This window comes from Microbacterium mcarthurae, from assembly GCF_046064585.1.
Classification (GTDB): Bacteria; Actinomycetota; Actinomycetes; order Actinomycetales; family Microbacteriaceae; genus Microbacterium; species Microbacterium mcarthurae.
On record NZ_JAROCE010000002.1, the window covers coordinates 400,858 to 414,579 of the forward strand.

Here is a 13,722-nt window from a genome sequence, read left to right on the forward strand (position 1 = left end):
GCGTGCTCGCCGGCCGGACCCTCACCCGCGTGTGCCTGCTCGCCGGCCGGACCCTCACCCGCGTGTGCGTGCCACGGTGAGCACACGATCCCGCCGCAATCGCGTGCGGGAGCTCGCCGCGCCGTCAGGGCACGGGCTCCGATCACGTCGGGCTCGAGACGGCACCGCAGCGCCGCTCACAGAGACCGGGGCAGACGCAACATGGCCATCGGCTCGGCGCCGTCGATGCCCGGGATGGGTCCGAGCTCAGCGAAGCCGTGTCGGGCATAGAGTCGCCGATTGACCACCGTCGACGATTCGAGGTACGCCGGCTGCCTCATGCGGTCAAGCGCGGCAAGGTGCGTCTCGAGCAAACGCGCCCCGACGCCGAGCCCCCGCGCCGTCGACGCCACTCCGATCTCGGCCAGGTACCAATGCGGCTGACGGGGCCGATAGGCCCGACACGCTGCCGAAACGCGGGCGGCGCGACGCAGGCCCGACAGGCCGAGCGCGCGAACCAGGGCCGGCAGATGGCGCAGATGACGAGCTCCCTCGCCGCCCGCTCCGAGCGGACCCTCCCACGCGGCCACGCCGACGATGCGTCCGCGGTCGTCGCGAGCGAGATCAACCGTTCCCGTCACGAATGGACCGGCCTCGAGGGTGGCACGAAACAGGGCCGAGAGCCGTCGATCACGATCCCCACCGCCGGGGACGATCGCCATGAGAACGGGGTCGAGGCGGAACGCCTCGGCGAGCACCGCGGCGGCCTCGTCGAGGTCATCGGCCACGGCAGGGGTGATCGTCGGGTCGGTCATCTCACATCTCCTTTGGTCCAAGTGGATAAAAGTAGAATGGATGCTATGCCTCGGAGACCGCTGTGAGCTCAACGCGCGCGTACATGGCGCGCGAGGACCGGCGCGACGTGCTGCTCGACGCCGCCGCCGAAGTTCTGCGCGAAGGTGGTCCGGACGCACTGTCGCTGCGCTCGGTCGCCGAATGCGCCGGCGTCGCCCACAGACTGGTGTCCTACACCTTCGGCTCGAAAACGGAACTGGTGCGGGCGTTGCTGGTGCGCGACACGACGGACGCGATCGACGCCGCGTGGGGGGCGCCCCTGGAGGGCAGCGACGCGCAGGAGGCCATCATCCGCTCACTCACCGCCTTCGCCGACGCGGTACGCAGCGACCCGCGCTACTCCGAATGTCTCGCCGCGCTCACGGCGACGGCGCGTCTGTCTCCCGAATTAGCCGACGCCGTCTCCAGCGAGGCGCGGCATGCTCGAAGCCGTATACGGGCGCACGTCAGCGAATGGGCGGCGTCCCACCCGCACACTCCCGTCGACGTCGACGTTCTGACCGACGGCATCCACGCGTCTGCCGAAGGACTGGCAGCGTGGTGGCTCGCGACGCGCGACGACGCACGGCTCGCCGACGTGGTGCGAGGTTTCGCGATCGGCATCGTAGGGGCCCAACCGAACTGACGCGGTCGAGTGCCGGAGCGAGGCCCCGACGCTCGCGCCCCGACGCCTCCGTGGCTGGAGCGGCCCGGGGCCGACGCCAGTCCGTTGCGGCACCATCACGAGCGACGGATGCCGAGTCCCGGACTCACGGCTGCCGCCGCATCGCCCCCCACCCGGCGCCGTCGCGCGTGAACACGATCCGGTCGTGCAGCCGCGACGGGCGGCCCTGCCAGAACTCGATCTCTCGCGGTTCGATCCGGTACCCGCCCCAATGCGGTGGGCGCGGCACGGCGGTGTCGTCGGCAAAGCGCGCTTCGACGGCATCCATGGCGTCCTCGAGGGCGGCTCGGCATGCCACGGGCTCCGACTGCTGGCTCGCCCACGCCGACAGCTGCGAACCGCGCGGGCGCGACGCGAAGTACGCGTCATCCCGCTCCGCCGGGAGCGGCTCGGCGCGACCGAGCACGATGACCTGGCGCTGCAGTGCGTACCAGGGAAAGAGCACCGACACCGACGGGTTCTCCGCGAGCGCGCGCCCCTTGCGCGACTGCCGGTTCGTGAAGAACCACAGTGCGCCGTCGTCATCGATTCCGCGCAGCAGCACCGTGCGCGCCGTCGGCGAGCCCGTGGCATCCACCGTCGACACCACCATCGCGTTGGGTTCGGGCAGGTCAGCGGCATCCGCGAGCCACCGTTGGAAGAGCGCGAAAGGGGATGCCGACAGCGCACCGTCATCGAGGGAGTCGAGGTCGTAGTCGAGCCGGTGGGCGAGGGGGTTCTCGGTCATCGCGGGGTCCTCCGGGTCGGTCTCGGGAGGCACCATCGTACGGCCGGGCCGCGGCCGGGCCGGCGCCGTACCGTTCACTCACCCCCCAGAGCCGCGACGTAGTCCGCCGGAGCGGGACGCGATCCCGCCGGTCCGAGCCCGTGGGCAACGAGGCGTCGTACCTTCGCACGTCGCGTCATGGCGGGCAGCGTCTCGGCATCCGTCGGTGTCGGCTGCGGTCTCACCATCTGCGCGGAGAGGATGCGCAGCACCCACACGGCGAGTAGGTACCTGTCGTTCTGTATCGAGGCCCCGGTGACGTGCGGATCGCTCCAGTTCGGCTGCGTCCGGAACTCGAGCGTGGGATCGTCGTGATGACGAACACCATCGCAGTCGAGGAAGTACGTCGAGGGGTCGCCCGAGGTTGCGAAGAGGATGTTGCGCGAGTTGGCGTCGGTGTAGACGAGTCCGTGCCGATCGAGAACATCCCATGCGGTGGCGAGGTCGAGGGCGAATCGAAGGCGCTGCTCGGCGGTGAAGGTCCCGGCCACGCTGGTGGCCCGCGCCACATGCTGCCCCTCGAGGAGATGCCATCCACCCTGGAACGGAAACGAGAACCTCGGTTCCGCCCGCGGAATCAGCACACCCACGGTGTCGCCCTGTCCGTCGATGATCCGGTGCGCGGGCCAACTGAAGGAGCGGGCGGCCAACTCCCGATCCGCGGGCGACAGCTCGTACTCCTTTAGGTCGATGAGCCGCTGGATCGCTGCGGCCTCGGCCCCGCTGCGCGGCCGGGTGTACATCTTGGCCAGAAAGAACACCTCGGCGCACGGGACGACCGACCCCTCGAATCCTGAGGCGGCGGCGGTGGGATCCATCGGCAGCAGGCCGAGGTCATCGACTTGGACCGCCGCCGCCTTTCGAAGCCGAATCATCGGGCACCCCCGACGTCATCGGGGTCAACGACGCGTGCCGGGCGGAACAGGGCCACAGCGGTACGGTCGTCTCGCGCGCCCACCCGCTCGAAGTCGACATCACACAGGAACTGGGCGATCGAGGGCGGGCGCGTCCACGAATGGCCGAGTCCGTGACCCACCGAATTCTCGGCGCGGAGGTGCGCGTCGATGCCGTCGGTGGCGACCAGGAGCACGTCTCCGGGCGCCAGCATCGTCGTGCCTCGGGCCGTGGGCTCAGCGTGCAGAGGAAGCGCCGGCACGTCGTTGGCGAGGACGGGAGCGGTCTCCGCCGTGATCCGCCGCCACGCCGGGTGACCGTCGACGACTTCGCCCGGGGTGAAGACGCTGGCGCGGGAGTCCCCCCACTCGGCGACCGCCACGCGCCAGGGAGTGTCCTCGTCGCCGATCCGCACCATGGCAACGGTGAGGGTGGTGGCGAGCGCGGCGGGATCAACGCCCAGCTCCCGCGCCGTGGCGGTGACCCTCGCCGCCACGACGCGACCCAGCATGCGGGGGTCACCGAGCCCTGACGACAGCAGTTCGATGGCCGCACGCGTCGCCGTCCAGGCGCCGATCTGGCTGTGTGAGGCGGACCCCACTCCGTCAGCGACCGCCACGTAGAGACGGTCGTCCCGCGTGGCCCAGGCGTAGGAGTCCTGGCGAACGTGCCCCGGATCGGCTCGATGGGACAGCCCGCGAACACTCGCGGCGCGCAGTTCCACATCGGTCCCGACGATCCTGCCGTAGTCGGCCTGGATGGACGCGGGAGTGGCCGCGGACGATCGTCCGGGCAGCAGGACCTCCGTCGAGATCGAGTGCGGGCGCCCGAACAGGCGCTGCATGGGGCCGGAGGGCCGCGCCGTGCGCGACCCCCCGACGTCCTGGGTCTGCTTACTGCGCACCGGAGACCACATCCAGCTGCGTCATCCCGGGCACGTTGGTGGGGATGGGGGCGGGCACCGGCGCTCCCGCCGCCGCGGCGGAGGCCGAGTTCAGCACGGTGCGGACCAGCGCGGGGAAGAGCGCCGCGAACGCCTGCGCAGGATCGGTGCCCTCATCAGCGAGCCAGACCATGCCGCGGTCGCGCCGAGCGATGCGACGAAGGACGGCCTCGTCGGCACCGGCAACACCGAACACGCAGATGTTCGGAGCGAACGGGAGGCTGCAGAGGGTGTCGAGCTCGCTCTCCCACCCCGTGTCGGTCGGCCCGCCGTCCGTGATCATGTAGACCGTCGGGCGATACACGAGCGTGGAGCGGTGGGCGGCCACGAGAGCCTCGAGGCCGCGACGAGCCAGAGCGAACGCCTCGCCGTAGCCGGTGCTGCCGTTGGCCGAGAGCACCGGGGGCGTGGCGGCGGCGTCGACGTGCGTGTAGGGCATGACCACGGACGCGGTCGACGAGAACTCGATGATCTCGACAACGGCGGTATCCGCCGCCTCGGGGTGGATCTGTAGCGTCGAGATGAGTGAGCTCAAGCCCGCGTTCAGCGCGGCGATCGGCGAGACCGGCCCCGGGCCGGCGGCCATCGAGCTACTCGTGTCGCCCAGCAAGCACACCGGTACAACTGCGCTGACGGGCGCATCGACCGGTGGGGCGTAGTCGGTGGTGGTGGACATCGTCTGACTCCTTCGACGAGGGGCATCGCCCCGCTGAAACGGCACCGCGTCGGTGTCGCCCCCCGAAGAACCGTGCGTCCTTCGGAGTGGTCTCAGCGTCTCGCCAGAGGGGGGTCGTATCTTCCGGCGCCGTCGGAAAGTCAGCCCGGGAACGAAAGCGCCACGACATCGCCTCGCGCGGCGTCGGTGACCACGAGGCGATCACCGCTCCAGGCGACACCGGATGCCAGCATCCCGGGGTCGAGTCGAACCACCCGTCGTTCTCCGTTCCGGAAGAGCAGCACCGGGCCCCATCCGACGGCCGACGTGGTGCTCACGGCAACGGAACCGTCGTCGGAGATGGCGATGTCGGATGCCTCGAGACCGAGACGATCGAGGTCGCCGAGGCAGGTGCCGTCGTACGTGGTGTCTTCGTCGCACCCCAGCGTGTAGGCCACGTCCCCCTTCACGGTGTCGGCCAGCTGGGCATCGGGGTCGATGACGCGGACACGTGACACCCGTTGTCCCGCGAACGTTCCCGCTTCCGCGTAGGCCACGACAACGGCATCGCCGACCGTCACCGCGTCCACGGCGGTCGGCCGCAGCGCGAACGCGATCTCCCCGTGCGCATCGCGGGCTTCGGTGGGAACCTGCCCGCAGTCGGGAGCAGCAGGATCTCCGGGAACGACACGAGCCGGGTCGCCCGCGACCCGCCGGAACGCGTCCGGCGACGGCTCGAACCATCCGGTCGTCTCCGGGGAGGCGCCCAGCTGGGTGGGGTCGAAGGAGAAGATTCCGTCGCACAGCGCCATCACGACCGTGCTGGTGGTGCCGCTCTCCGAGGTGCGAAGAGGGGCGAGATCCCGGATGCCGGGGACATCGACCTCGAAGTCGCCGAGGTCGACGTTGTCGCCGTCGATGACGATCTTGGTGCGGTCGATGTCCGGTTCGAGGTCGGCTGAATAGGCACCGAAGGCGCCCACGGTCGCGTCCGATGTCGTGATGACGCGCGGGGTGAGCGCACGGTAGGACGTCGTCTCACCCGACCACGGGTACCGCGAAGACCCGTCGTCCGAGAGGACAGCCCAATGCCCGGGAGCGAACCACGCGGCGCCGCCATTGACTGACTCGGGCGAAACTACGAGCATCGTCGCCGCCTCAGCGCCTTTGCGCTCGGTGAGAACACCGCCTTCCGGCATCCAGTCAGACGACTTCGCATCCAGCGACCACAGGGCCGCACTGCAGCCGGCAGCCGCGGGTGCGGCGATCAGGATCGACCCGTCGGGTCTCACCGCCAGCGGCTTCTGCGCCCATTTCGTGAGATCGAGAACAGACACGCCCGCACGAGGGGGAACGCACGTGTCCGCCGGCTGAGCTTGGGTCGAGGAGTTATCGGACCCGCCCGTCGGTTGCTGCCCGGGCTCACCTTCGACGTCCACGTCGGCTCCGATGAAACCGGCCGTCCCCTCGGGCTTGCGGCACACATCGTCGTCGACGGTCGTCGTGTACCACGAACGATCCGCGACTCGAGGAAGAGGGATGACCGACGAATCCAGTGCGAACCCCTGCAGACAGTTCGCGAACTCCACGAGCAAACGGCCGCCGTGCTCGACGCCGGGACCGACGTACTCCGTCACTGTGTCAGTGAGCCGCACACTGGGACGATCGTCCAGCGGTCGATAGGCAAGGTACGCGGATGAGTCGTCCCGCGTGCGCTCGATGACCGCCCCCTTCGATCCATCGGCGACGATCGTCCACGCGTTACGGCGACAGTCCGCTCCCGTCCCTGGGTCTTTCCATGTCGGGGGAGCCACGCGGGCGTCGCCGAGAGGATCGGTCATCTTCACCACGTCCGCCCGGGTGGCCGTCCATGGCGCCGCGTCCGGGCACGTCGCCATCGCTTTCCACTTCTCGAACTCTTCGGGGTGCCCCTGCTCGAACGCCTCGTGGTCGAAGTCGGTGACGAGGATGCCGTCGTCGACGACGGCCAGCGCGGCGTCCCGATCGAAAGCGTCGGCGCGCACGCTGGCATCCACGATTCGGGCCACGGGAACCTCGGCGGTGAGGTCGATGACCGACACGCCCTCCGCACCGATCACCGCGACGTGACGGGGGTCCAGGAATCCGAGATCGTTGAGGGAAGTGAGCCGGTCCCCCGCGGGGACACCCCGCGGGGGACTCAGCCCGGGGAGCGTCGCGGCGAGGGCGTCGATGGGTGACCCGCCCACCTCCGAGGCCGGCGTCGAGCTGGTTCGCTTGTGGGGGATGCGGATCTCGGGAGCCCAGGGCGCGGTGGGCCGCTTGATCCACACGACGTCCGCTTCGTCGGCGTACCGTTCCAACACGGCGGTGGAACCGTCCTCGGCGACGGCGACGGCGTCCGGGTTGAAGAACGCCGGCTCGCTGCCCGGCATCCCCGTGTACAGCGTCTCGGCCGAGGCGACGAGGGTCGGCGGGACGGCGGAGCCCGCCAGCAGCGACCCGACGATGACGACGGTGACGGCGAGACCCGTCGTCGCGGCCGTCAGCATCCACCACCGCTCCCGTCGGCCTCGGCGCAGACGCGCGACATAGTGCGTGCGTTCGACCACGGCGACGACGACCGCGTTCACCCCGACCGCCGCCACCGCCGCGCCGAGCGCGACGACCTCCGGCCACGGACCGGTGGACGCGCCCGCAGGCGTCGGCGGACTCCACAAGGATGCCGCCGCCCACGTCCCCACGACGATCGACGCGGTCACGAAGCCCGCGACAGCCGACACGGGTGACCAACGTTCGAGGAGGGGCGCACGGTGTCCACGCGGCACCCCCCGCGCCAGAAACCAGGCCCCGGCACAGGTGACGAGGCCGAGCACCACGAACCCCGCCCCCACGACAAGCGAGGCAGCCCGCTCGAACGCGGCAGACGAGATCGGGCCGCCCGACGGCAGGACGGTAGCGGTGCTCGCGGCATAGCCGACGAGGACGCCTACGGCGGTGGCCGTGAGCAATGCAGCCAGCCGCGCCGGCACGGTCAGACGTCGAAGCGCGGGGAGGGCGCGCCGGTCGCGGGGAGCCCGTTCGACGACCCCGAAGCGACTGCGTGGCGGTGGACCGGGTGGCATCCATCCCCTGCCGTGAGCGTCGGCGACGGCGACGTCGGTGAAGGCCATCAAGCGGGCCAACGAATGAGCGGGGCGGGTGCGATACTCGCCGTCGACCTGCGCCCGCTGGAGGTCGAGCCCTGCGGCGACGACCGCGTCGGCGAGCGGCCCTTCGATGATCTCCGTGGGTGTGCGCGGAGCGTCCCCCCGTCCGGAGTGGAGGATCGCCACGGCAAGTCGGTGCGCGGCGCCATGCACCGAACCGTCCGCATCGTGGGCGCCGTCCAGAGCGCATGCACGCGCGTCGTTGCACGCATCGGTGTCGAGGACGAGCTCATGGCGCTGCTGGGTGAGGCGCGGATCGTCGCGTCGCAGAGCGGGCGTGCCCTTCCCCAGGGTGAAGGGGGTGTGGCCGTCGTGGAGCAGTTCCCACAGTGCGATACCGGCCGCCTCGATGTCGGCGTCGACATCGATGGTGCGCGCGGGTGAGCCCCAGTCTCCGACCACGACCTGCAGCACTCCGTCACGGTCGACCATGAGGAGGTTTTCCAACCGAATGTCACCGTGACGGGACGGATCACGCGATTCCGAAGCGGCGGCGAGCGCGCGGAGGACGCGGACCAGGGACGCACCGGCCATGGTCGCTATCTCGCCGATCACACTCTCGACGTCCTCTTGAACGAGGGGGTCGCGCAGGTGACTCCTGTCGGTGGGGCGCGCCGAGAGCAGGTCGTCGAGCGAGAACATCCCGCGCTCCAGCACCAGCACGTCCCGGTGCCGCTGTCTCCGGTAGCCCAGCATTTTCACCACGGGGAGGTCGTGGAGGTTCCGATAGGTGGCGATCTCGGCTCGGAGCCGGGACCGTGCGCCGTCTTCGCCGTCGGCGATCTTGACGGCCGCGGCGACGGGGCCGCTCCACGGCGCCTCGAACGCACCCTCCACGACCCGAGACGACGATCGACCGCTTCGCGCCCGCCCCGCGTCGATGCGGTTCTCGGGCGAGTCATCGAAATGCACCCAGCCCCCGGAGCGCAGGCGCACCGAGTGAGGCCCTCTCGCGGCGGTGTGAGACCTTCGTGCCATCAACGGCTCCTCTCGGTCGGGATCGAAAGAACGGCGATCGTTGCGTTGTCCACGGCGCCGCCGACGGCGTCGATCTCGGCCAACACCATGTCTGCCGGATCACACTCGTCGCGGTGCGCCGTGGCGATCACCTGGGCCGCCCTCCACGGCGGCAGAACGTCGTCGACACCGTCGCTGGTCACCAAGACGGCATCACCGGGAACGAGCCGCCAGCACTGCACCGTGACGCCTCCACCGTCGCCGGCGGGGGATGCCCATCGCGTCAACGCGGGCGAAGTGCTGCGCGGACCGAGTCCGCCCGCGTGAGCCGATGCCGCGCTGTGCCTCGTCGTCGACTCGATCGGCTGGCCGTCGCGGACGAGAGCAACCCGGCTGTCACCCAGGCTCAGCGCCCAACAAAAACCGCGGAAGACCACGGCCGCGGCCAGAGTGGACTGTGAACGCTCGTGCACCCGGCCCGCGGTGACGGCAGCGCGAAGATCCTGCGTGACCGCATCAGCCGTGGAGTGAAGGAAGGGCGCGGGGTCCCGACGGTGGGCGGGGAAGACTGCGAGATGGTCGCACGCGGAGCGCGCAGCGACCTGGGCGCAGGCGCCCGCGTCTGGCGAGGAGCTGACCCCGTCGGCGACGACGATCACGGCAAACCTCGGAGTGGCGTGGATGGCAGCGGCATCCTGTTGCTCGTAGCGGGAGCCGCTCACCGACACCGGGCCGCTCGTCCGTACGCGCATCATCGACGCCCGGTCGCGTCGTCGAGCAAGTGGGCGAGGTCGTCACGCGTGAGGACGCCGGCGTCGCTGAGGGCCGCGGCGAGGTCGACAAGGCCCTCGACCCGATTGCTCTCCCGGAACTCTCCCGTTTCCCCGGGCGCCGTGAACCGATCGAGTTCGAGTGCGGCCAGGGCGGTCAGCCACTTCTCTCGATCCGGACGGTGCCGGACCCTCACCTGCTGCCCGACGATCCAGACGAACACCTTCCGGTAGGCGTACCTCGTGGCGTCCTTCAGCGTCCCCTCGGTCATCGCGAACCGAGATGCCGCCGTCTCCAACGTCCGACGTACAAGGTCTTCGCGGGAGCTCCGGCGACCGTCCCCGTACGCGTCCAGAGCCGCGGCGAGTGCTTCGCCCGCCTGACCGGAGGCCATCTGAGGCACGATGTACGAACGCAAGAACTCGAGCGCCTCGTGGCGCGTGGTGGCGGTGGGAATGCCACGCACCCCGAACCGCGCGATCACGCGCAGCCATCGGCCCTGGGTCTTGTGCCGCAACCGCAGGATGAAGCCGTCTTGCTCATGACGGTCGACGACGTGATACGCAGCGCCCCGGGCGGGCCGGGCGGCCTCGAGTTTCTCGTCATCCACCCAGGCCTCGAACTGTCCTCGGTGGTACCGACCGAGATCGACGAAGACGTGGATGAGGCGGCCGCGCGGACTGATGACGACGAGCGTCCGTGGGATGTGTTCGGTGATGGCGGCGAACTCATCCAGGAATGGGGCATACGTCTGGCTGAGGTCCTTATTGACGAAGGAACCGAGTTCAAAGCTCTCACCCTCTTCCAGCACGAATTCCTCGGCGTCAAGCACCGGGAACTCAATACCGTCTTTCATCATCTCGACGACGAGCGTCATCGGCGATGCTTCCTCGTGCATCCGATCCCCCTCGGCTCCCCCAGCCAGCGTCTCGGCATCAGTGTAGGACTGTGCGTGCAAGGTCTCCGACGGAGACTGCTGCGGTAGTGAGACGGCGTTATCCATGGCATCCATGTGGCCCAGTTTCGGGCGCCGCGAGCGCACGAATTTCCGGTCGTACCGGAAATTCCTCGACCCTGTTTCTCGGACAGTGGACCCGCACTCGCCCGAGTGCAGGAAAGGGGAGGAACCCATGGCGAAGGTACCCGAAGTCAAGATCATCGAAGTCGCAAAGGCGCTCGCATTTGCCGCAGGAATGGCGGTCAATGTCGCTCAGGCGAACATCCAACAAGCCGCAGCGAGTCTGGCGCGCCAGTACGGGGTGTCGTCGAGCCGCGAGATCGAGGCGGAGATCGCGCGTCACCTGCGGAACCGGGGGTGATGGCGGGGTCTATCGGAGGGACGCGGGGACGCCGCCGAGGCTCCCCGCGTCTCGCGTGCCCGGGGAATAGTCGCCACGCGCCCCCGGTTGGGGAGGGTCGGCCCTGTTCCCCCTCGAAAGGACACCCGTGAGCCTGTTCAGCCCCACCACCGTCGGCGACGTCGACGTCCGCAACCGCGTCTCGCTCGCCCCGATGACCCGCCTCCGCTCCGGAGCCGACGGCGTTCCCGGCCCCATCGTGGCGAAGTACTACGCGCAGCGCGCGGGCATCGGTCTACTCGTGACCGAGGGTGTCTACCCGAGCGCCGAGTCGCGGGCGTACCCGGGGCAGCCGGGCATCGTCACCGACGCGCAGGCGGCCGGGTGGGCGAAGGTGGCGGATGCCGTGCACGCCGAGGGCGGCACGATCTTCATGCAGCTCATGAACGGCGGACGTGTCACGCACCCGCTCATCACCGGCACCGACCGCATCGTCGCGCCCTCCGCGATCGCGATCGAGGGCGACACCCGCCTCGCCGACGGCACGAAGGTCGCCTACCCGGTGCCGCACGCGCTCGAGACCGACGAGCTCGCCACCGTGCGCGACGAGTTCGTCGCCGCCGCCCGTCGAGCGGTGGATGCCGGAATCGACGGCGTCGAGCTGCACTCGGCCAACGGCTACTTGCTGCACGAGTTCCTCTCCCCCGCCTCCAACCAGCGCACCGACGAATACGGCGGCTCGCCCGAGGCCCGCGCCCGTTTCGTCATCGAGGTCGCGCGAGCGGTCGTCGCGGAGGTCGGCGCCGGGCGCGTCGGCATCCGGATCTCCCCCGCGCACAACATCCAGGACGTGTGGGAGAAGGACGACGCCGAGACCCGCGCCACCTACGAGGCGCTCGTCGCCGGTCTCGCACCCCTGGGCCTGGCCTACGTGAGCGTGCTCCACAGCGACCCCGCGGGCGAGCTGGTGCAGGACCTCCGCCGCGCCTTCGGCGGCACGTTCATCGTGAACTCCGGCTTCTCCCTCGTCACCACGCGCGACGAGGCCATCGCCGCGATCGACGACGACATCGCGGACCTGGTCGCGGTGGGCCGCCCCGCGATCGCCAACCCCGACCTCGTCACGCGATGGGAGCGCGGCGCCGACGAGAACGAGGTGCACCAGCCCTCGGTCTACGGCCCCGACGAGCGCGGGTACACGGACTATCCGTTCCTGAAGGACTGAGTTCCGGACTCGAGGAACCTGTCGGTCGTTGCGAGCAGTCGCGTCTGGACATCGACGCTGTACGACACGGGGGGCGTGGGCGTGTCCGTGTCGCGAACGAAATAGCGTCCCGTGACGCCGTCCAGGTCGGGGTCGGTCGCGAGCCGGAGTGCCGCGGCCGCCCCCTGCTCGGGCGTCAGCATCGCCCGGCGGAGGAGCCCGCCGAAAGGTCGGAGAGCCGCGGGCATGACATCTCTGATGATGTCGGTGGCGACGATGCCCGGGTGCACCGCGTTGACGGTCACCTCGCCCGCGAGGGTACGTGCGAGCGCGTACCCCGCGATCACCGTCAGCAGCTTGGCCCGCGCGTACGCTTCGAAGGGCACGAAGCCGGCAGTCGGGTTGAGAAGGGCGAGATCGCCCAGCGCCTCGATGTCGAGAGTCGCGGGACGGGGCTGACCTCCCCCTTTGAGTCGCCGGGTATCGCGGAGCGTGTCCGAGGCGACGTTGACGACGCGCGCTCGGCCACTCCTCAACTGCGACGCCAGCAGGACCGTCATCCCGTAGGCGGCGAGGTAGTCGACAGCGACGTGCATCTCGATGCCGTCGGCCGAGAGCCGGTGTTCGCCGTAGTGCGCTCCGGCGTTGTTGATGAGGAGCTCGATCACGTCGTGGCGCTCACGAATCGCGGCCGTCGCCGCGTGGATGCCGGCGCGGTGCGACAGGTCCCCGGGGATGACTTCGAGGGAACCGGCGCCGTCCCGCGCGATCTCGTCGCGCAGTTCTCGCGCGCGCTGCGGCGCCCGAGCGACCGTCACGACGTGCATGCCCCGACGCGCCAGCGCGAGCGCGAGGACGCGTCCCATCCCTCCGGTCGCGCCGGTCACGACGGCGACGCCGTTCTTCGCCGCGGTCATCGGTGGAGACGGGGGTAGCGGCGAACGAAGGCGGGATCCTCCGCTTCGCGGACGAGGAAGTCGGCGAGATCTTCGCGTCCGATGGAGTGCCAGAGCCTGATGGGGAGCCGATCTCCCGTCATGTAGGAACCGGATGCCGGGGTGTTCCGCAGCATCGGCGGGCGGACGATCGTCCACTTCAGAGGGGAGGCGACGATGAGATGTTCCATCGCCTCCTTGTCCTTCATCCGCTCCCCGACGGCCGACCACACCGCCCGCGAGTACAGAGTCCGGTCGCGGGTTTCGAGCACTCCGTGGGCACTGACGGCGATCAGCCGGTCGACGCCCGCGTCTTCCATGGCGGGTACCGCGGTGCGCATGGCATCCGTGCAGACGGTCGTCGGTCCGGTGCTCGCTCCTCCCAACGCACTGATGACGGCGTCGGCTCCGCGCAGGGCACCGCTGAGCGTGTCCGCATCGGCGATATCCGTCCAGTCGACCTCGCGAAGACGCTCCGACGGCCGGAACGAGCCGGGCTTGCGCACGAAAGCGCGCACGTGGTGTCCGTCCTCCAGCGCGCGAGCGACGACGTGCCGCCCCGTCGCGCCTGTCGCGCCGAGGACGGCGATGGTCATTTGCGATACGTTTTGTC

13 protein-coding genes are annotated in these 13,722 nt (G+C 69.9%); 3 read left to right on the top strand and 10 right to left on the bottom strand.

What is annotated here, in order from left to right; all coding sequences use genetic code 11:
- Positions 1-176: 176 nt before the first annotated feature.
- Positions 177-794: a GNAT family N-acetyltransferase gene (locus tag P5G46_RS08485; protein WP_408905463.1), complete on the bottom strand. Its 618-nt coding sequence runs from the start codon at positions 792-794 to the stop codon at positions 177-179.
- 62 nt (positions 795-856) lie between these two features.
- On the opposite strand from P5G46_RS08485, the gene P5G46_RS08490 reads away from it, so the two are divergent.
- A complete protein-coding gene (locus P5G46_RS08490) occupies positions 857-1,459 on the top strand; it encodes a TetR/AcrR family transcriptional regulator (protein WP_408905464.1) in 603 nt (200 codons plus the stop codon).
- Between the two features lie 124 nt (positions 1,460-1,583).
- On the opposite strand, the gene pdxH is transcribed toward P5G46_RS08490, so the two are convergent.
- From pdxH to P5G46_RS08525, 7 genes are all read right to left on the bottom strand, one after another.
- Positions 1,584-2,225 (bottom strand): pyridoxamine 5'-phosphate oxidase, encoded by a 642-nt coding sequence (pdxH, locus tag P5G46_RS08495; RefSeq protein WP_408905465.1) that lies wholly within the window; start codon positions 2,223-2,225, stop codon positions 1,584-1,586.
- Between the two features lie 74 nt (positions 2,226-2,299).
- Entirely contained in the window at positions 2,300-3,139 is an 840-nt protein-coding gene (locus tag P5G46_RS08500) for a hypothetical protein (RefSeq protein WP_408905466.1), read from the bottom strand.
- Entirely contained in the window at positions 3,136-4,062 is a 927-nt protein-coding gene (locus P5G46_RS08505; protein WP_239278138.1) for a protein phosphatase 2C domain-containing protein, read from the bottom strand. Before P5G46_RS08505 ends, P5G46_RS08500 begins: the two co-directional genes overlap by 4 nt.
- Positions 4,052-4,777 carry a vWA domain-containing protein gene (locus P5G46_RS08510; protein ID WP_239278140.1) on the bottom strand — a complete coding sequence of 242 codons (726 nt, stop codon included), beginning with the start codon at positions 4,775-4,777 and terminating at the stop codon, positions 4,052-4,054. The genes P5G46_RS08505 and P5G46_RS08510 overlap by 11 nt, the downstream gene beginning before the upstream one ends.
- A gap of 140 nt (positions 4,778-4,917) precedes the next feature.
- A complete protein-coding gene (locus P5G46_RS08515) occupies positions 4,918-8,922 on the bottom strand; it encodes a serine/threonine-protein kinase (protein ID WP_408905467.1) in 4,005 nt (1,334 codons plus the stop codon).
- Complete coding sequence (locus P5G46_RS08520) at positions 8,922-9,623, bottom strand: PP2C family protein-serine/threonine phosphatase (RefSeq protein ID WP_375095048.1); 702 nt, start codon at positions 9,621-9,623, stop codon at positions 8,922-8,924. The genes P5G46_RS08515 and P5G46_RS08520 overlap by 1 nt, the downstream gene beginning before the upstream one ends.
- Positions 9,624-9,652: 29 nt before the next feature.
- Entirely contained in the window at positions 9,653-10,549 is an 897-nt protein-coding gene (locus tag P5G46_RS08525) for a hypothetical protein (RefSeq protein ID WP_239278165.1), read from the bottom strand.
- Positions 10,550-10,802: 253 nt separating this feature from the next.
- On the opposite strand from P5G46_RS08525, the gene P5G46_RS08530 reads away from it, so the two are divergent.
- Together P5G46_RS08530 and P5G46_RS08535 are read left to right on the top strand one after the other, a co-directional pair.
- Positions 10,803-10,991 carry a hypothetical protein gene (locus P5G46_RS08530; RefSeq protein ID WP_239278167.1) on the top strand — a complete coding sequence of 63 codons (189 nt, stop codon included), beginning with the start codon at positions 10,803-10,805 and terminating at the stop codon, positions 10,989-10,991.
- 127 nt (positions 10,992-11,118) lie between these two features.
- Positions 11,119-12,195: an alkene reductase gene (locus P5G46_RS08535; protein ID WP_408905468.1), complete on the top strand. Its 1,077-nt coding sequence runs from the start codon at positions 11,119-11,121 to the stop codon at positions 12,193-12,195.
- Here P5G46_RS08535 and P5G46_RS08540 read toward each other — a convergent pair.
- Positions 12,174-13,091, bottom strand: a complete 918-nt coding sequence (locus P5G46_RS08540) for an SDR family NAD(P)-dependent oxidoreductase (protein WP_408905469.1) — start codon at positions 13,089-13,091, stop codon at positions 12,174-12,176. The two genes, P5G46_RS08535 and P5G46_RS08540, sit on opposite strands and share 22 nt — an antisense overlap.
- Positions 13,088-13,705: an NAD(P)-dependent oxidoreductase gene (locus tag P5G46_RS08545; protein ID WP_408905470.1), complete on the bottom strand. Its 618-nt coding sequence runs from the start codon at positions 13,703-13,705 to the stop codon at positions 13,088-13,090. The genes P5G46_RS08540 and P5G46_RS08545 overlap by 4 nt, the downstream gene beginning before the upstream one ends.
- Positions 13,706-13,722: the final 17 nt, after the last annotated feature.